Annotated in this window: 13 protein-coding genes; 5 read left to right on the plus strand and 8 right to left on the minus strand. The window is 70.2% G+C overall.

Features of this window, described 5'->3' with window-relative positions:
- Positions 1-73: 73 nt before the first annotated feature.
- The 6 genes from AB0C30_RS24355 to AB0C30_RS24380 all read right to left on the minus strand — a co-directional run bounded on the left by AB0C30_RS24355 (position 74) and on the right by AB0C30_RS24380 (position 7718).
- Entirely contained in the window at positions 74-1840 is a 1767-nt protein-coding gene (locus AB0C30_RS24355) for a right-handed parallel beta-helix repeat-containing protein (protein WP_357947992.1), read from the minus strand.
- Positions 1841-1881: 41 nt separating this feature from the next.
- Complete coding sequence (locus tag AB0C30_RS24360; RefSeq protein ID WP_357947995.1) at positions 1882-2649, minus strand: hypothetical protein; 768 nt, start codon at positions 2647-2649, stop codon at positions 1882-1884.
- Between the two features lie 162 nt (positions 2650-2811).
- Entirely contained in the window at positions 2812-4716 is a 1905-nt protein-coding gene (locus tag AB0C30_RS24365; protein WP_357947998.1) for a hypothetical protein, read from the minus strand.
- Between the two features lies 1 nt (position 4717).
- On the minus strand, positions 4718-5524 hold the full coding sequence (locus AB0C30_RS24370; RefSeq protein WP_357948001.1) for a carbohydrate ABC transporter permease: 807 nt from the start codon (positions 5522-5524) through the stop codon (positions 4718-4720).
- Positions 5521-6450, minus strand: a complete 930-nt coding sequence (locus AB0C30_RS24375; RefSeq protein WP_357948003.1) for a sugar ABC transporter permease — start codon at positions 6448-6450, stop codon at positions 5521-5523. Before AB0C30_RS24375 ends, AB0C30_RS24370 begins: the two co-directional genes overlap by 4 nt.
- The gene (locus AB0C30_RS24380; protein WP_357948006.1) at positions 6447-7718 is read right to left on the minus strand and encodes an extracellular solute-binding protein; all 1272 of its coding nucleotides are present in this window, start codon (positions 7716-7718) and stop codon (positions 6447-6449) included. The genes AB0C30_RS24375 and AB0C30_RS24380 overlap by 4 nt, the downstream gene beginning before the upstream one ends.
- Positions 7719-7860: 142 nt before the next feature.
- On the opposite strand from AB0C30_RS24380, the gene AB0C30_RS24385 reads away from it, so the two are divergent.
- Positions 7861-8946 (plus strand): FCD domain-containing protein, encoded by a 1086-nt coding sequence (locus AB0C30_RS24385; RefSeq protein ID WP_357948008.1) that lies wholly within the window; start codon positions 7861-7863, stop codon positions 8944-8946.
- Here AB0C30_RS24385 and AB0C30_RS24390 read toward each other — a convergent pair.
- Positions 8922-11339, minus strand: a complete 2418-nt coding sequence (locus AB0C30_RS24390; RefSeq protein ID WP_357948011.1) for a glycoside hydrolase family 95 protein — start codon at positions 11337-11339, stop codon at positions 8922-8924. The two genes, AB0C30_RS24385 and AB0C30_RS24390, sit on opposite strands and share 25 nt — an antisense overlap.
- A gap of 188 nt (positions 11340-11527) precedes the next feature.
- Between AB0C30_RS24390 and AB0C30_RS24395 the strand changes: the two genes are divergently transcribed.
- From AB0C30_RS24395 to pip, 4 genes are all read left to right on the plus strand, one after another.
- A complete protein-coding gene (locus tag AB0C30_RS24395; protein ID WP_357948014.1) occupies positions 11528-12220 on the plus strand; it encodes a FadR/GntR family transcriptional regulator in 693 nt (230 codons plus the stop codon).
- Between the two features lie 5 nt (positions 12221-12225).
- On the plus strand, positions 12226-13143 hold the full coding sequence (locus AB0C30_RS24400) for an amidohydrolase family protein (protein WP_357948017.1): 918 nt from the start codon (positions 12226-12228) through the stop codon (positions 13141-13143).
- Positions 13144-13294: 151 nt separating this feature from the next.
- Positions 13295-16192, plus strand: coding sequence for a M36 family metallopeptidase (locus AB0C30_RS24405; protein ID WP_357948020.1), 2898 nt, complete (start codon positions 13295-13297; stop codon positions 16190-16192).
- Between the two features lie 57 nt (positions 16193-16249).
- Positions 16250-17197 (plus strand): prolyl aminopeptidase, encoded by a 948-nt coding sequence (gene pip / locus AB0C30_RS24410; RefSeq protein WP_357948022.1) that lies wholly within the window; start codon positions 16250-16252, stop codon positions 17195-17197.
- A gap of 125 nt (positions 17198-17322) precedes the next feature.
- Here pip and AB0C30_RS24415 read toward each other — a convergent pair whose 3' ends face one another.
- Positions 17323-18687 carry an aminotransferase class I/II-fold pyridoxal phosphate-dependent enzyme gene (locus tag AB0C30_RS24415; RefSeq protein WP_357948025.1) on the minus strand — a complete coding sequence of 455 codons (1365 nt, stop codon included), beginning with the start codon at positions 18685-18687 and terminating at the stop codon, positions 17323-17325.
- Positions 18688-18737 lie beyond the last annotated feature (50 nt).

Genomic DNA, 18737 nt, shown 5'->3' on the forward strand with positions numbered 1-18737 from the left:
CCACCGGTCGTCGTCCGGTTCACGATCGGTTGCGGAAAGCGTGCTCAGTTCACGATCGGCTGAGGGAACGCGCTCAGCTGGGGATCGGGTACGGGAACGCGCTCGTCACGCCGATCTTGTCGTACTCCATCTTCGAGGTGTCGAAGCCGTCCGCCCAGTTGGCGTTGGTGACCTCGTTGCACTTGTACGCCTGGTACTTGTCGTCGCTGACCTTGCCCACCTCGACGTTGGAGATGGCGAAGCCGCATCCTCCCGCGTCCATGTGCACGCCGCGGGTGCCGGAGTCCGGCATCTGCCCGGCGGGGTCGTTGAGGACGTCGCCGATCACCATCTGCGTGACGTAGTTGTCGATCGGGTGCGGCTCGACGTTGTGCACGCCGTAGGTGTAGAAGGCGCCCATGTCGCCGCTGTCGAGGCCGGTCTCCTCCAGGCGGATGTAGGAGAACTTGTTGTTGCGGGCGTAGTTGTCCTCGTTCTTGATCTCGGGGCGGACCTCAAGGCTGATGCCGTAGCGGGCGCTGTGCTTGACGACGATGTTGCTGACGGTGTTGTTGCCCGTGCTCATCAGCTCGATGCCGGCCGCGTCGCCGGGGACCAGCTCGCCGACGTGGTAGATATAGTTATTCGTGATCGTGTGATGTCCGGAGATATCACCTTCGCCGGGGTAGCCGCCCTCCACCTTGATGCCGTCGCCGCCGAGGTTGTCCAGCAGGCTGTCCGACACCTTGACCCGCTCATTGGCGAAGAGCAGGAAGACGCCCGTGAAGCCGCTGTCGGACAGGTGCAGCCTGGTCAGGTCGATATCGCGGGAGTTCGTCACGGTGATCATGCCGAACCTGTTGCGCGGCATCTCGATCTGCCGGTCGTAGATCGGGTACTTGTGCTCGTAGCCAGAGTCGCCCGGGGCGTTCCAGGCATAGCGATACCAGTCGACGAAGTCGGAGTACTGCAGTTGCAGCCCGTCGAAGGCGAGGTTCTGGACGCGCCGGTCGGGGGAGGACCCGGCCAGCGAGATGATCGTCTTGACCGTGGGCGCCATGACCTTGTCGATCGAGCCCTTCGGCCAGTAATAGACCTCGCTGTTGGCGAAGTCGAAGTAATACTCGCCCGGCTGGTCCAGGAAGCGCAGCGTGTTCTGCAGGAAGTAGCGCGAGCCGCTGCGGCTGTTGACGAGGGTGAAGCGGGCGTCGTGGTTGAGCGTGAAGAAGTTCTTGCGGAAGTCGGCCCCGCCGAGTGGCACGGTGTCGGAGAACCAGCTCCACGAACCGCCGGACCAGACGACCATCTGGGCGTTCTTGTCGAAGTCGGCGTCCCACTCCTTCGGGATGTCCTTGGCGTCGAAGAAGAGCCAGTTGTGCACGGCCTGGTATTCCGCCTCGGGCGTCACCGAGAACAGATACGGCGACCACAGGTCGTCGCTGGTCCTGTTCGGGTAGCGGGCGGTCGTGGCGCGCTTGCCGTCCTCGAAGAGGGTGTAGAAGTTGCGGTCGACCTTGGTCTTGTAGATGGTGTCGTTGTACTTCTGCCAGCCGGTCAGCGGCTTGGCGCCGAGCAGCCTGGCCTTGCCGGGGCCGTCGGCGCTGCGGTAGGTGATCTTGTGGCCGTTCTCGCCGGAGTCGGCCTCGGTGAAGGTGATCGTCTTGTCGACGACGTAGTCACCGGTCTTGACGTTGACCACGATGTCGCACTTCTGGTGCTTCTTCTTGGCGCGCAGCTGGTCGCGGGCCTGCTCGATGGACTTCCACGGACGCTGGGCACTGCCGTCGGCCCGGTCGCCGCCCGTGGGGGACACGTAGTAGTCGCACGTGGCCTTCTCCGCCGCCGTCGCTGGTGCGGTCAAGCTGCCTAGCAATAAGACGACCGCACCCAAGGACCTGAGGATCACTGGCTCTCCTTTGCTTCCCGCCACTGCTCGTACTCGGCGCGGGTTTGGGGGGTTAGGGGGTAGTAGTCCGACAGGGCGCCGCCGTCCTCGATGCGGGCGCGGCTGTAGCGCTCCCACTGCTCGTGTTCGGCGGCGGCTTCGATCACCGACTCGGCCCGGCGGCGCGGTACCACCACGGCGCCGTCGTCGTCGGCGACGAGCAGATCACCGGGGAGCGCGAGCGCCCCGCCGACGGCGACCGGCACGTCATAGGCCCACGGGAACAGCTCCGCCTGCGAGGCGTAGTGCGGGGTCGCGCCCGTGGACCAGATCGGCACGTCCAGCTCGGCGACCCGGGGCAGGTCCCTGATGCGGCCGTCCACGACGATGCCCGCGCCGCCCTTGCGCTTGAAGTAGCGGACCAGCATGTCGCCGAAGCAGCCGGTGTAGGCGCTGCCGTACGCCTGGACGACGAGCACGTCGCCGGGCCGCACCTCCTCCAGGACCGCCCACAGCGCGGTGTGCCGCTCGACGTACTCCTGGCCGAGGCCCGAAGCGATGTCCTCGCGTTGCGGCATGAACTGCAGCGTCCGGACCCGGCCGGCGATCTTCTGCCCCCGCGCCAGCGGGAGCGGTCCCTCGACGAAGGTCCGCCGGATGCCCTGGGCGTGCAGTTTCGCGCAGGCGGTGGCCGAGCTGATCCGGGACAGCCCGGCCACGAGGGCGGGATCGGGTTCGGCGGGCAGCGGCCCGCGAACGGGAAGGTCCCAGATGGGGTCGTCCATGAAACTCCTCGGTAGAAGGGCTCGGTGCGGCTCGGGGTAGGGCCCGTGACTCGATAGGGCTCGGTACGGCTCGGGGTGGGGCCCGTGACTCGATAGGGCCCGGGGATAGGCCCGGCCTCGGTCTCGATACGGCGAGAGGCTTGATACGGCGAGAGGTGCGGGTCAGTAGTGCTGGTGCGACGGGGTGCGGACGCGCGCCGTCGTGTGCAGGTCGAGCCGGATCCGGCGGCCGGGCGGCAGCTCCACGACCAGTCGCGGACCGCCCACCGCCACCTCCCGCTCGGCCTCACTGATCGGGGGCGCGGTGTAGGAGCGCGGATCGCCCGGATAGCCGGGCTCGGCCCCGGTCACCACCGCGCGGTCGATGCCGTGCTCGCCGAACGCGCCCGCCTGCACCACGACCCGGCGGGTCCGGCTCAGTCCGAGGTTCACCAGCTCGACGCGGACGCCGTCGGGACGTACCGAGTCGACCAGCGCGGCCACGTCGGCGGGCAGGCCGGGGCGGTGGCGGTCGGCGTCGAAGTAGGCCAGCCGCGTCGGCAGCAGCCCGCCGTTGTAGAGGACCTGCGGCGTGCCCGTGACCAGCTGCAGCAGCGCCTCGGTGAGCACCGGGTTGAGCCGCTGCCAGTGGTGCACGTGGACGGTGGCCAGGTCCGCGTGGTCCGCGTCGATGAGCGCCATCCGCCGCTGCACCTGGCCGAGCGCGGTGGCCAGCATGGCCTCGGGGAAGCCGGGGTTGGCGCCGCGCAGGTACTCCAGCCAGGGCGCCTCGTGCCCGGCCTCCTCCTTGTTGCGGAACGGGTGCACCGTGGTCCAGTCATAGCCCGAGGCCGCGCGCAGCCGGTCCAGCCGGTCGGCGTCCTCGGCGGACCGGCTCGCCTGCCACAGCCAGACGGGCAGGCCGAGCTGCGGCGGCTGGAAGTCGAACCAGCCGCCGTCGTCGTGCCGGTTGGGCACCAGCATGGTCGGCTGCCCGGCCTCCTCGCCCAGCTCGGCCAGCCAGCGGTCGCTGGTGCTCATCTCCGTGCCGGTCACGCTCGCCTGCCTGGCGTGGGCGTACACGCTCTCCAGGGGGTCGCGGCCGATGGCGAGCGTGGCATCGTCGCCGGTCAGCAGGTGGGCGTTGACGGCGGCGACGGCCGCGGCGGCGCCGACGCTGTAGAGGCCGTGCGGCCACTGCCAGCCGTAGTTGCCGCCGTACCACCGGCCGCCGTGCAGCTCGCCGACCTTGCCCGACGGGCCGACGTTGTCGGGGAGTACGCCGTCGTTGGCGGTGGCCCGCTCCTGCCAGGCGCCGATGTAGCGCAGTGCCCAGTCGCGGTAGCGGTCGTCGCCGTCGTACAGCCAGGCGTTGACGGCCAGGCTGGTGGCGGCCAGGTTGACCGCCACGTCGCCGCGGCCGATCCGCTCGCTCATCGCGGCGCCCATGCGGGCGGCGTTGCCGGGGTCGGCCAGGTCCGCCCAGCTCGTGATCCCGGGCAGGTCGCGCAGCGGCAGGCCGTACGGTCGCATGCTGGTCAGGCCCGCGTGGTAGGAGGCCCACTCCCGCTGCATGCCGTAGCGGGGGCCGCCGGCGCCGTTGTGCGGGGCCCGGATGAGGTCGAGATCGGCGTCGTAGTTGGCCGAGCCGGGCAGGTAGAGCTCGGCGAACCGCCGAGCCCGCTCGCGGTAGCGCTCGTCGCGCGGGTCTGCGGCGCAGATGCCGTAGAACAGCAGCAGCGACTCGCCCTGGTGGAACCAGTCGTAGCCGCGCTCGAACTCGTCCACCAGGTAGCCGAGCTCGGTGAGCTGGGCGGTCACGCCCTCCCAGTGGTGCTTGGCCGCGTCGAGCAGGTCGTCGGCGCCGCCGACCTGGTAGAGCGCAGGCCAGTTGAAGAACGCCTCGTAGAAGTCGTCGGCGCCGTCCCGGTCCTCGGTGGTGCCGTGGTAGATGAGCCGTCCGTCGGGCCCGCAGTAGCGGGCGGCGAAGGCCCGCCACGCCTCGTCGAGGGCGTCGAACAGCCGGCGTTCGAGCACCGCCCAGGCGGGCGGCGCGCCAAGAGGGACAGTCGCGGTGATCTCCCGCATGTCAACCTTTCGTGGCCCCGGCGGTGAGGCCGCTGATGATGTGCCGTTGCATGAAGACGAAGAAGACCAGGAGCGGGGCGATGGCCAGCAGCAGTGTCGGGAAGACCACCGTGTAGTCGGTGGAGTACTGGCTGACCGCCGCGTAGACGCCGGTGGTCACCGTGTACAGGCCGCTGCCGGGGCCCAGGATGATCTGCGGGTTCACGAAGTCGTTCCACACCGAGAAGGTGTTGAGGATGACCATCGTGGCGACCGCGGGCCGCATCAGCGGGAAGACGATCTGCCAGAACGTCCGCAGCCGCCCGGCCCCGTCCACCGCCGCCGCCTGGTCGAGCACGGCGGGGACGGTGGCGATGTAACCGGCGTACAGGAAGATCGAGAACGGCAGCGTGAGCACGGTCTCGAACAGCACGAACCCGCGGATCGTCCCCATCAGCCCGAGCGTCTTGAGCACGTACACGACGGGGATGACCAGCACCTGGCCCGGGATGAACGTCCCGGCCAGGAAGAACAGCATCAGCACCCGGAAGCGGCGCTTCGGGCTGCGCGCGATCACGTAGGCCGCGGGCGCGGCCAGCACCACCGAGAGCAGGTTGACCGCCACCACGAACAGCAGCGTGACCGCGTACCCCTTGACCACGTTGAACTGCGGGTTCGTCAGTGCCCTGCCCAGAGGCTCCAGCGTGAGGCCCCCCAGGCCGAACGGGTTGCCCAGGATGTCCTGCTGACCCTTGAACGCGTTGACGGTCAGCACGTACAGGGGGATGAGCATGAAGGCGACGGTCGCCCAGAGGAAGGGTTTTCTCACTGGTGCACCGCCAGTTCGCCGCGCCTGCGCAGCCGGGTCACCACGAACGCCAGCGCCGCCGTCACCAGCATCAGCAGCACCGACTGGGCCGAGCCGAAGCCGAGGCGGGCGTCGTGGAAGGAGTTCCACAGGATGAGGTAGGCGACGGTCTGCGTCTGACCGGCCGGGCCGCCCGCCGTCAGCGACACCACCAGGTCGTACGTCTTGAGCAGCGTCACCAGCGACAGCACGATGTTGACCGTCACGGACGGGCCCAGGGCGGGCAGCGTCACGTTCCTGAACACCTGCCATCGGGTCGCGCCGTCGATGCGCGCCGCCTCGATCAGCGAGTGCGGTACGGCCTGCAGTCCGGCCAGGTACAGCACCACGTTGACGCCGAACCCCGCCCACACCAGCACCGCGATCATGGTGATCGTGGCCCACGTCGGATCGGACAGGAACGGCAGCACCCCGCCGCCCCAGGTGGTCACCAGGTTGTTGACCGCGCCGGTGGTGCCGAGGATCGCCGACCAGAGGAAGCCGACCACGAGGGCGCTGAGCACGTGCGGGTAGAACAGCACGATCCGGAAGAACGTGTTCGCCCTGGAGACGCCGTTCACCAGGAGGGCGAAGCCGAGGCCCAGGAGGTTGAGCCCGGCTGTGCCCGCCGCCGCGACCAGCAGGGTGACCAGGGCGGCGCGGCGCAGCTCGGGGTCGTCCAGGAGGTTGACGTAGTTGGCGGCGCCGACGAAGGCGGGGTTGGCGCTGAAGCCGTCCCAGTCGGTCAGGCTCAGGTAGAGGGCCAGGCCGACCGGGATGATCAGCATCACGGTGTAGAGGACGGTGGCGGGGGCGACCATGATCGCGGTGGCCCATCCGTCGCGGTTCCTGGGCTTGCGCCGCACGACCGTGGTGGTGACGACGGGTGCTTCTTGGGTGAGCGTCATGAACGGCCGGCCAGCCAGCGGTCCACGCCCTCGGCCACTTCCTTGGGCGACTTGCCCACGTACAGGCCCTGGACCTCGGTGTTCCAGGCGGCGTTGAAGCCCTTGGGCAGGGTCGCGTCCCCGTACCCCTCACCCTGCGGGACCCCGGAGGGGGCGCCGTCGAGGATCTGCTGCACCTGCTTCTCCAGCGGGGTGAACTCGCGCTCCACGCCGCTGCGGAAGTTGCCGTCCTGCTTGAGCTGGCTCTTGACCGCCGCCGGGTCGGTGACGAGCCACTTCACCAGCTTGACCGCCGCGTCCTTCTGCGGGGTGGACTTGAGGATCATGTACGGGGCCGCCATCGTGGCGCCCTGGGGGCCCGGGTAGCTCAGGCCCTTGTCGACCGGGGCGGGGAAGACGCCGACTTCGAAGTCCTTCTTGGACTTGGCCTCGGCGGCGGTGAACCAGCTGCCCATGACGTACATCGCCGACTTGCCGGACAGGAAGGCGGTCTCGGCGTCGGCGTACTTCATGCCCAGGGCGTTCTTGTCGACGTAGCCCTTGTCGATCCAGGTGCGGTAGCGCTCCAGGAACGGCAGCAGCGACTCGCCCGCCTTGAGCTTGCCCGCCTTGATGTCCTGCTGCCAGGTGGGGTGGGCCTGGGCGCGCGACGGGCTGGACAGCTGCAGCAGCTGGAGCCCGGTCAGGAACTCGCCGCCGGTCTGCAGCGGCAGCGTCCCGGCCGCCTTGAGCTTGCCCATGACCGTGTCGAACTCGTCGAGCGTGGTCGGCGGCTTGTCGATCCCGGCCTTCTCGAACGTGGCCTTGTTGTAGAAGACCAGCGACTGCGCCTGTACGCCGACGCCGACCGTGTAGACCTTGCCGTTCAGGCTCGCCTCCTTGACCAGCGGCGTGTCCTTCGCCCACGGCTGGTCGGTCAGGTCGAGCATCTGCTTGGAGAGCGTCTCGTCGGCCGTCAGCGTCTCGACCACGTCGGGGGCGTTGCCCGCGGCGAGTTGCTGGGGCAGCGTGTCGGCCACGCCCTTGCCGGTCGGCGCCTCGATCTTGACGTCGATGCCGGGATTGGCCTGCTCGAACGGCTTGACCAGCCCGTCCCAGTACGCCTGGGTGAGGTTCGGGGTGATGTTGACCAGCATCCGTACGGTGACCTGGCCCCCCTCGCTCTGCTGCGCCGGCGAGCCGCCGGCGAAGCCGCCCCCGCCGCAGCCGGCGAGCAGGAGCAGGCCGCCGAGAGCGGTCAGGGCGTGGGTTGGACGTGGGGAGCGCATCGCACCTCCAGGGGAGACGCCTTTTAATGGGTCGTCACTCGATTAACGATTATTTAATACGTAGGTCACATATGCTCGTCAAGAGCCACGTAAATAGGTTGCGAGCGGATTGCCTGAGTCATAAATACGTTAGGATGGGCGGATGGCTGGACGCGAGGACGGCAAGCGGCTGGTGCTGGGCGCGGAGGAGCTGGACGCCCTGCGGGCGTGGGCGGAGGGGGCCGGTGAAAGCCTGAGCCTGCGCAGTCGCATCGTGCTCGCGTGCGCCGAGGGCCTGCCCCGCAACGAGATCGCGGCGCGGCTGGCGGTGAGCCCCGCGACCGTGGCCAAGTGGCGCGACCGCTTCGTCGAACGCGGCCTCGACGGCCTGGCCGACGCCCCGCGCCCCGGCCGCCCGCGCACCGCGGAGCGGCGGGAGGCCGAACGGGTGATCGCGGCCGCGGCCACCGGGCCGGCCGTCCCTTCGACGCGCACGATGGCCAGGCAGCTCGGCCTCTCGCAGTCCACGGTGGCGCGCATCTGGCAGGAGCAGCAGGTCGCGCCGCCCGCGGCCCGGCAGGTGCCCAGGGAACTGCTGTCCGACCGGGTCTACGAGCTGCTGCGCGGCTGGATCGTCGCCGGCGAGCTGGTGGCGGGGCAGCGGCTGGTGGAGTCGGAGATCGCCCGCCGGGTCGGCACCAGCCAGGCCCCGGCCAGGGAGGCGATCAAGCGGCTGGCGCACGAGGGCCTGGTCATCTCCTATCCCAACCGGGGCAGCTACGTCGCGGAGATCTCCGACGAGCAGGCCCGCGAGGTCCGCGACATCCGGGTGCTGCTGGAGGAGTACGCCGCCCGCGAGGCCGCCACCCGCGTCCGGCCCGAGACGCTGCGGCAGCTGGCCGCCGACGTGCAGGCGATGCGGCGGGCGGCGGGCGACGGCGACATCGGCGCCTTCCGGGACGCCGACCTGGCCTTCCACCGGCGCGTCTGCGCCGCCTGTGGCAACTCCTTCCTGCTGCGCCTGTGGCGGACCATCGAGTCCAACCTGTGGAGCCTGCACGTGGTCGGCAACCCGCTCTACGGCGGTGACTGGGGCGCGATGGCGGGCCACCACGACGACCTGCTGGCGGCGCTGGCCTCCGGCGACCCGGACGAGGCGGCCCGCCTGTTCGCCGCCCACGCCAGGGGCGAGGCGTCCCGCACCCCGCCCCGCACCCGGCCTGGTCAGGCGGACGTAACCACCTCGTAGACCCCGCCGCGCCGGGTGTCGAAGACGATCACCCCCGGCTCCGGCCGTTCGGCCTTGACCGGCCTGCCGTGCTCGGTCACCGTGACCTCCTTCGCGGTGCGCAGCGTGAGCTTCCGTCCCAGATCCGAGCGGATCTTCCCGCGTAGTACGGCCCCGCCGGCCCACTCCAGATCGATCTCGAAGCCGCCTCGGGCCCGCAGCCCGCGGAACGACCCGGCCGGCCAGACCGAGGGCAGAGCGGGCAGCAGGTGCACCTGGTCGCCGTGGCTCTGCAGCAGCATCTCGGTGATCCCCGAGGTCCCGCCGAAGTTGCCGTCGATCTGGAACGGCGGATGCAGGTCGAACATGTTGGGCGCGGTCCGGGCGGGCAGCAACAGGTTGCTCAGCCGCTTGTACGCCTCGGGCGCGTCCAGCAGCCGCGCCCAGAAGTTGATCTTCCAGGCCAGCGACCAGCCCGCGCCCGCCTCCCCCCGCAGCTCCAGCGTCCGGCGGGCGGCCGTGGCCAGCTCGGGGGACAGGCGCGGGTCGATCTGGTGGCTCGGGAACAGGCCCCACAGGTGGGAGATGTGCCGGCTGCGCGACAACGCGGCGTCGCCCCGGTAGTCCTCCTGCCACTCCTGGATCTGGCCGAGGTGACCCACCTGGGTGGGTACCAGCCGGGAGCGGGCCTGCTTCACCTGCTCCCGCATCCCCTCCTCCAGCCGCAGGATCGCCGAGGCCTCCTCGAAGGCGCCGAAGAGGTCCCGCAAGATCTGCATGTCCATGGTCGGACCGGCGCAGATGCTCACGTTCTCGCCGCCGTCCTCGTGGTGGCCGACCTCGGGGGAGTGCGAGGGGTTGGTCACCAGGTAGCCGGTTCTGGGGTCGGTCTGCAGCGTGTCCAGGAAGAACTGGACCGAGCCCTTGATCAGCGGAAAGTGCTCGCGCAGCCGCCGCTCGTCGCCCGTGTACAGGTAGTGCTCCCACATCGTCAGGCAGAGCCAGGCGCCGCCGCTCGGCCACACACCGTAGAAGGCGAAGTCGACGGGCGCGGTGCCGCGCCAGCCGTCGGTGTTGTGGTGGGCCACCCAGCCACCCGCGCCGTACTGCGTCTTGGCAGTCTTGGCCCCCGACTCGGCCAGGTCCTTGATCAGGTCGAACAGCGGCTCCATGCACTCGGTGAGGTTGGCGGGCGCGGCCGGCCAGTAGTTCATCTCGCAGTTGATGTTGATGGTGTACTTCGACTCCCACGCGGGGGTGAGCGAGTCGTTCCAGATGCCCTGCAGATTGGCCGCGTAGCCGGGGGAGCGGGAGCTGGAGATCAGCAGGTAGCGGCCGTACTGGAAGTACAGCGCCGCGAGCTGCGGGTCGGTGTCGAGCTGCTTGCGGGCGATGCGCTCGTCGGTCGGCAGCGCGACCGCTTCCGAGGTGCCCAGGTCGATCGCCACCCGCCCGAACAACCGCTGATAGTCCCGTACGTGCCGGTGCGCCAGCACCTCGTACGGCCGCCCGCTCGCCCGCTTCAGATGCCGCTCCGCCACCTGGGCCGGGTCGCCGCCGACGTCCTTGAAGTTCCGGTAACTGGAGCCCATGGAGATCAGCAGCGTGACCTCGTCGGCGCCCTCCACCACCAGCGTGCCGCCGTCGGTACGGACCGTGCCGCCCTTCGCCTCGGCCCTGGCCAGGGCCTGGAAGCGCACCTCGCCCTTCATGCCCTGGGTGTCGCCGCTGACCCCGTCGAGCGCGATCGTGGCCCGGCCGGCCGCGGCCGTTGTGGAGCTCTGCGCGCTGGAGAAGGCCGCCTGGAACGACACCGCGCCCGGTTTGTCGGCCGTGTGACGGACGACGATGAGCTGGTCGGGATTGCTGGCGAAGACCTCGCGCGTGTGGCGGACGCCGTCGCGGACGTAGGTGACCGTGGTGACGGCGCGGGTCAGGTCGAGCTCGCGGCGGTATTCGGTGAACTCCGCCGACCCCGGGAACGTCAGCGTGAGGTCGCCGAGCACCTGGTACGGGGCCTGCTCGCTGGGCCGGCCGAGGAACTTCTGGTCGGCCAGGTTCTGTGCCGCCTGCCACTTGTCCTCCCAGACCAGCTGCCTGATCTGCGGGAGGGCGGCCAGCGCCTCGGGGCTGTCGTAATTGTGCGGGCCACCGGCCCAGATGCTGTCCTCGTTGAGCTGGAGACGTTCGGTCGCCACGCCGCCGAAGACCATGGCGCCGAGCCGCCCGCAGCCGACCGGCAACGCCTCCAGCCAGGCGGCGGCGGGCTTGCCGTACCAGAGAGTGAGGGGGTTGTCCCGCGCGGACAGCTCGGCCCGCGCGGGTTCTGCGGCGATGCCGCTCGTGAGCAGGGATCCGGCGGCGGCTCCCAGCCCGGTCGTGAGCACGCCCCTGCGTGTGTAGCCGTGGGTCACCAATACTCCTCTTGTTTCGCTTTCGCGGAGGTTGTTGCGCGGTGGTTAACGCGGATGGGCCAAGGCGGACGTGGGATGTATTAGTACGCTCGATCATCGTCCGCTGTCTAGTTCCCCACGTCCGGCGCATAGGGGTGGCCAGAACATAGGACGTTTGTTAGATTCCAGCTGGCGAACGAGAGGATCAGATGTCCCTGACAGACGAGGCCATCGCCCGGATCCGGCAGCTCATCCAGTCCGGAGACCTGCCGCCCGGCTCGCGGCTGCCGCCAGAACCGCAGCTCGCCGCCCAGCTCGGCGTCTCGCGCAACCCACTGCGCGAGGCCGTCAAGGCGCTGGTCGTCGCGCGCGTCCTCGACGTGCGCAGGGGCGACGGCACGTACGTCACCAGCCTGGAGCCGGCGCTCCTGCTCGAAGGGCTCGGGATCGCCATCGAGCTGCTGCGTGACGACACACTCATGGAGGTCATCGAGACCCGGCGGCTGTTCGAGCCGGTCGCCACGGCGCTGGCCGCCACCCGGGTGTCCGACGCCCAGCTGGCGGTCATCGAAGAGCAGCTGGCGGCCATGCGGGAGGTCAGCGGCGACGTGGAGAAGCTCAACCACTTCGACGCCGCCTTCCACCGCGCGGTCGTGGCCGCGACCGGCAACGAGACGCTGTGCACGCTGCTCGACGGCATCTCCGGCCGGACGACGCGGATGCGGGTGTGGCGCGGGAGCGTGGTGGCGGGCAGCGCGGACCGTACGCTGGCCGAGCACCAGGCGATCTACGACGCCCTCGCCGCACGGGACGCCCCGCTGGCCCAGGCGGCGGCGCTGATGCACGTCAGCACGACCGAGAGCTGGTTCCGCCTGGTACTCGCCACCGAGCCGCCGCGATGACCGGCATGGACGCGCCTGCGTCTGGGGTGGACGCGCCGCGCATAGAGGCGCCTCGGATAGACGCGCACCACCACGTCTGGGACCTCGGGGTTCGGGCCCACGGCTGGCTCGATGCCGAGAAGCTGGCGCCGATCCGCCGCACGTTCACCCTCGACCGGCTCGCCGAGCACGCGGCCGCGGCGGGAGTGGGCGGGACCGTGCTGGTGCAGGTGCTGCCCGACCTGGCGGAGACCGTGGAGTTCCTGGCCTTGGCCGCGGCGTCCGAGCTGGTGGCGGGGGTCGTGGGCTGGGTCGATCTCACCGCGCCCGCCGTCGCCGAGACGCTGGCCGGCCTGCCCGGCGGGCGGTCAGGCAGGGCAGGCCAGGCAGGTCGGCCCGGCGGGCTGGTGGCGATCCGCCACGGCGTGCAGGCCGAGCCCGACCCCGGCTGGCTCACGCGCCCCGACGTCCGCCGTGGGCTGGCCGCCGTGGCGTCGGCGGGTCTGGCCTACGACCTGCTCACGCTGCCGCACCAGCTGCCCGCGGCCATCGAGACGGTGGCCGCGCTGCCCGAGCTGACGTTCGTGCTCGATCACCTGTCCAAGCCGCCCATCGCCTCGGGGGAACTCGAACCGTGGGCGAGCCGGATCCGGGAGCTGGCCGCACACCCGAACGTGTACTGCAAGCTGTCCGGGATGGTCACCGAAGCCGACTGGACGTCCTGGCGGGTGGCCGACCTGCGGCCCTACGCCGAGACCGTGCTGGCGGCGTTCGGGCCGGAGCGGGTGATGTTCGGGTCGGACTGGCCGGTCTGCCTGCTCGCGGCTGATTACCAGCGGGTCGTGTCGGTGGCCGAGGAGCTGTGCGCGGGGCTGTCGGCGGGGGAGCGCGCGGACGTCTTCGGCGGTACGGCCTGCCGGGCATATCGGCTCGGGAACCGCTGACGCGGACCCCCACCTATGCCCCCATACGCCGATATTTCGGGCTTTACAAGATCTTGTCAGCGCATAAAACCAGTGTTAACTCTTGCGGAGGCGCGGGACACGAGTTCCCGCGCCTCTGGACGTTCAGGAAAAGGATGTGCAGGAGGAAAAGGTGTCGAGCAGACCCTGGTTACGCAGCACTGTCGTCGTCTTCGCCATCACGGCGTCCTCTCTACCCCTCACCGGAGCCGCCCGGAGTGAACCGGGCGCGACGGCTCCCCAAGTCCAAGGCGTTCAGGAGGGCGAGCCCGGCAAGCCCGACCTGGACAACCGGCAAGGCAGAGTCCCGCCGCCGGTCGGGATCAACGCCCGCAGCGCGGGACCGGCGGCCGAGATCCGCTGGAACGTTCTGGGCACCCCCGCCGCCATCACCAGCGCCGAGCCGCTGGCCGAAGGGCTGGGCGCCGACCCGGAGCAGGCCGCGCGCGCTTATCTCAAGAACAACGAGCGGGTCTTCGGCCTGTCCGCCGCGTCGGTCGACGCCCTGGAGAAGGTCGCGGTCAACCCGATCGGCGCGGGCCATGCCGTACTGCTGCGCCAGCGCTTCGGCGGTCTGCCGGCCGGCGTGGACGGCCTGGTCGCGATCGGCGTGGCCGGCGGCAAGATCAGGCACGTGACCTCCTCGCTGTCGCGTGACACGGCGGCGCCCCCGGCCGCCACGATCACCGCGCAGCGGGCCATGGAGATCGCGGCCAGGGACGACGGCATCGACCTGGCCACGGCCGTGACCAAGCAGGTCAGCGCGGTGGCCGTGCCGGCGCCCGACGGGGTGCACAGCGCGTACCAGGTCGTCCTGATGGGCGGTCAGGGCGAGGCGGCCGGATACACCACGCACGTGGACGCGGTCAGCGGCGCGATCCTCGTCCGGGAGAACCTGGTCGAGCACTTCGACCCGGACAACCCGACCTGGTCGGCCTTCCCGTCGAACCCGCCGGACGACTACTCCTCCACCGACACCCGCCAGACCTGGTGCTTCGCGGCGGCCTCCGGCTGCGACTACGTGACCGGCGGCGACCCGCCGACCGGCAAGGCGTGGGACGTCGACCACGCCACGAACACCTCCACCACCACCAGCGTCGGCAACGCGGCGAAGACCGTCGAGAACCGGGCGAACCCCGACCCGTTCTCGGTCGGCACCCGCAGTAACGTGCTCACGCCGAGCCGGAACTACGCCTACCCGTGGCGGAACCAGTGGCACGAGGCGAAGTGCAACCCGGCGGTCTTCGACCAGAGCGGTGAGAACGACCTCGAAGCCGCCATCGCCAACCTGAACGCCATGCACAACCGCATGCACGACTGGTCCTACCGGCTCGGCTTCACCGAGACGGCGTGGAACATGCAGGTGGACAACGGTGACCGTGGCGGGATCGGCAACGACCCCGAGCAGGGCAACGCCCAGGCGGGCGCCCGCGATCTGACCGTGCGCGACAACGCCAACCAGATCACCGGGCCCGACGGGGTGGCGCCGATCACGAACATGTACCTGTGGCAGCCGATCGCGGGCTCGTTCTACTCCCCGTGCGTGGACGGCGACTACGACATGTCGGTCATCGGCCACGAGAACACCCACGCCATCTCCGGCCGCATGATCGGCGGCCCGAACGCCGGCTGGAGCGGCGCGCAGGCCGGCGCGATGAACGAGAGCACCTCCGACCTGATGGCGATGGAGTACCTGTTCGAGTACGGCTTCCGGCCCTCCGGCCTGACCCCGTACGTCACGGGCGGCTATGTCACCGGCGACCGCGAGCGGGGCATCCGGAACTACGACATGTCCAAGTCGCCGCTCAACTACAGCGACATCGCCTACGACCTCGTCGGCCAGCAGGTCCACGCGGACGGCGAGATCTGGTCGGCCACGCAGTTCGACGTGCGCGACGCCTTCGTCAAGCGGTATGGCAAGGGCACCGCCAAGCAGCAGCGAGCCTGCGCGGACGGCAAGACGCCGCTGGACAAGTGCCCGGGCAACCGGCGCTGGGCGCAGCTCTCCCTCGACGCCCTGCTGTTGATGGCCTCGGGCGCGGTCAGCTACGTCGATCACCGGGACGCGCTGCTCGCGGCCGACGCGATGCGTTTCGACGGCGCGGACCAGGACATCATGTGGCGCGCGTTCGCCGAGCACGGCCTGGGCGCGACGGCGGCCAGCGTCGGCCCGAACGACCCCGACCCCACGCCGAGCTTCGTCAACCCGGCAGGCAAGAACGGCTCGCTGCAGCTCAAGCCGCTGGGCGAGGCGAAGGGTGCGGCGCTGCGCCTGTACGTGGGCGACTACGAGGGACGGGTGGTCCCGGTCGCCGACACCGACCCCGCGACGCTGCTCGGTGACACCGTGGAGATGACGCCCGGCGTCTACGACTTCGTGGTGGCGGGCAACGGGTTCGGGCACACGCGGCTGAAGTTCCCGGTGGTGGGTGGCGCGAAGCTGCCGCTTCCCCTGCCGCTGTCACGTAACCTCGCCTCGGCCACGGCCGGCGCGGTGGCCTCGGGCGACGGCGTCAACCAGGCCAAGCTGATCGACGAGACCGAGGCCACGAACTGGGCCTCACTCACCGGGGCGCCGGCCGGCAAGTCGGTCACGGTGGACCTGGCGGGCGACAGCCCGGTCAAGATCCGCCGAGTCCAGGTCAGCGCGATGCTCAGACCCAACATCAACGACCCGGCCGACCCCGGCGCGCAGAACCGGTTCACCGCCCTGCGCTCCTTCGAGGTGCTCGCCTGCGCCAAGGACTGCGCGAACCCGGCCAATTTCCGGAAGATCTACACCAGCCCGGCGGACGCCTTCAAGACCACGCTGCCCCGTCCCCGTGGCGCGAACCTGCTCATCAAGTCGTTCACCGTTCCCGCCACCACCGCCACCCACCTGATGCTCCGTACGCTCACCACCCAGTGCACCGGCAACCCGCTCTACGCCGGTGAACAGGACAACGATCCCAACTCCTCGACGGACTGCGCCACGGCCAGCCCGGCGCGCGACCAGGCCCGAGCCGCCGAATTCCAGGCGTTCTCGTACTGATCCGCGGAGACGGTACGGCTTGCGCTCACCACCGGGCGCAGGCCGTACCGTTGATCTATGTATCCTCCGATCGAGCCCTACGACCATGGGCATCTCGACACCGGCGACGGCCATCTCGTCTACTGGGAGGTCTGCGGAAATCCCGAGGGCAAGCCCGCGCTCGTCGTCCACGGCGGCCCTGGTTCGGGCTGCTCGGAGAATCAGCGGCGCGGATTCGATCCGGAGCGTTACCGCATCATCCTGTTCGACCAGCGCAACTGCGGCCGGAGCCTGCCCCACGCCAGTGACCCGGCCACTGATCTGTCCACCAACACCACGCCCCACCTGATCGCCGACATGGAACGGCTGCGGGAGCACCTCGGTGTCGACCGGTGGCTGCTCTACGGCGGCTCGTGGGGGTCCACGCTCATGCTCGCCTACGCCGAGACGCACCCCACGCGGGTGTCGGAGATGGTGATCTGCGGCGTCACCATGACCCGCCGCTCCGAGATCGACTGGCTCTACAACGGCGTCGGCCGCTACTTCCCCGAGCAGCGGCAGCGCTTCCGCGAGGGCGTCCCGGAGTCCGACCGCGACGGCGACGTGCTGGCCGCCTACGCGCGGCTCATGTCCGACCCCGACCCCGCCGTCCGTGCCAAGGCCGCCCACGAGTGGGTGACCTGGGAGGACACGGTGATCTCCATGGAGGTCAACGGCTCGCCGAACGCCTACAGCGACCGGCCGCCCCTGGCGCTGCTGGCCTTCGTACGGATCTGCGCCCACTACTTCTCCAACGGCGCCTGGCTGGAGGAGGGCATCCTGTTGCGCGAGGCGCACAAGCTGGCCGGCATCCCCGGCGTCCTCCTCCACGGCCGCTTCGACCTGGGCTCACCCTTGGAGACCGCCTGGGACCTGGCCCAACGCTGGCCCGACGCCCGGCTGGTCGTGGTGGACGACTCGGGCCACACCGGCAGCGGCACCATGCGCGAGCAGGTCATGGCCGCCCTGGACGCCTTCGCGACCTGACCCTCTTCGTTTCCCCCGGAGGGGGTCCCTCTCCAGGGTCCTCAGCCCCGACGGACCGGCTTCTACCGCACCCCCGAAGGGGGTATTCCTCCAAGGGACCCCAGCCACAACGGACCGTCACAGCCCTAATGACGGTCGGCCCCCGGTCGCTTGGCGGCCAGGGCGATCACATCGGCGAGTTCGCCCAGCTCAGCAGGCTCCTCGGTAAGCGCGGCAATGGCCAGCCGCAGATGCGGCCGACCAGGCCGGATCCGATACCGGCTGCCGGGCGCCGCCGAGATGCCGTGGGCGGCCAGCGTGACCAGAGCCTCCGACTCGTCATGGACCGGCACCCACAGCACGAGACTGTCCCGCCCCCCGGTGTGCACACCCCGAGCCGACAGCGCGGTGACCAGGCTCGCCCGGCGCCGGGCGTACGCGATCCGAGCCTGCTCCACGATCGACTGCGTGCCCGGATCGGTGAGCAGATGGGCCAGCGCGTCCTGGAGGATCCTGCTGGTCCAGCCGGTGCCGTAGCTACGCAGCACCCGCACCCGCTCCACAGCCTCCGCCGCTCCGCCGATGATCGCGAGGCGCAGGTCGGGCCCGTGTGACTTGGAGTACGAGCGCACCAGCACCGTCCGGTCGGGCAGCCGCGTGCCGATACTGCTCAGCGGCACGGTGGACAGATCGCCGATCCCGTCGTCCTCGACAATGAGGGTGTTCGTGGGCGCGAGGAGCCGGGCCAGCTCGGCGGAGCGGCTCTCGGGCACCGCGTAACCGCACGGCGAGTGACCGCGCGGCTGGTAGACGAACGCCACCGGGCTGGAGCGCAGGCTTTCGGCGAGCGCGGCCGGGATGGGCCCGTCCTCGTCGCAGGCGACGGGGACCACCTCGACGCCGATCATCTCCAGGATGTCGAGCAGCCTGGCCGCGGTGGGCTCCTCGATGGCGATGCGGTCGCCGGGCAGGGCGGTCGTCTGGCAGAGCAGCTGAACCCCCTCGTACCCGCCACCGAGCGCCAGCCAGCTCTGCGCCGCGAACGGCCAGGTGGGCTCGACCGCGGCCCGCAGGCGCGGAGTGATCGTCTCGCGGACGTAGCCGTTGAACCCCTCGGCGGAGGTGGCCGTGGCGAGCGCGGCGTCGAGGGGCGGGAGGAGCGCCCGGTCCGGCGCCGCGATGGCGAGGTCGATCGCCAGCCGGCTGCCGAAGTGGCCGATCCGCTCGTAGCGCGCCGGGTGGGGCACGCCAGGAGGTCCGAGCACCACGGTTCCCCGGCGGCCCTCCGTACCGATCATCCGGTGTTTGCGCAGTTCAGACCAGGCTTCGGCGATCGTGCTCGGGCTGACGCCCAGCGCGCGGGCCAGACTCCGCACGGTGGGCAGCCGCGCGCCGGGCCGCAGCGTGCCCTGCCGGATCAGGTCGATCAGAGAGGTGGCGATGCCACGCGCGCTCGGTTCGCGAACCTGCTGCCCCAGCCAGGCGGGATCGACCTCCACGAGAACTCCCATCTGACAAAGCTTTGTTCAGGAACAAAGAGCAACTTGTGTAGCGGATTTCG

The organism is Nonomuraea sp. NPDC048901, from assembly GCF_040649695.1.
Classification (GTDB): domain Bacteria; phylum Actinomycetota; class Actinomycetes; order Streptosporangiales; family Streptosporangiaceae; genus Nonomuraea.